Annotated in this window: 1 pseudogene; it reads left to right on the top strand. The window is 40.9% G+C overall.

The features are described 5' to 3' along the window. Positions 1-184: 184 nt before the first annotated feature. Positions 185-291: pseudogene (locus tag F752_RS25035) on the top strand (transcriptional regulator); the annotation flags it as partial.

Genomic DNA, 291 nt, shown 5'->3' with positions numbered 1-291 from the left:
AATCTTTTGAATTTAAAGGGGTGTAGCATCTTATATTCATTTTTTCTTATCTTGCCATCGAACTGTTGTTACGGCTGTTGTTGTAAAGGAAGTGTGTTGATGGCTGGTATCCCACCAGCAGTCCTTGTAGCTTACAGGCACCTGCTTGTTTTATACCATAAAAACTTAATCTAAACTTGTCGTTATGAAAGCCGCCACCATGCCAGAGAAAGTACATGAAGGAAAAAATGTAAAGCGCATCCGGGAAATCCTCGGCATTAAACAGGATGCTTTAGCCTTTGAACTGGGCCT

This window comes from Nafulsella turpanensis ZLM-10 (genome assembly GCF_000346615.1).
Taxonomy (GTDB): domain Bacteria; phylum Bacteroidota; class Bacteroidia; order Cytophagales; family Cyclobacteriaceae; genus Nafulsella; species Nafulsella turpanensis.
This window is presented reverse-complemented; position numbering and strand designations above follow the sequence as displayed.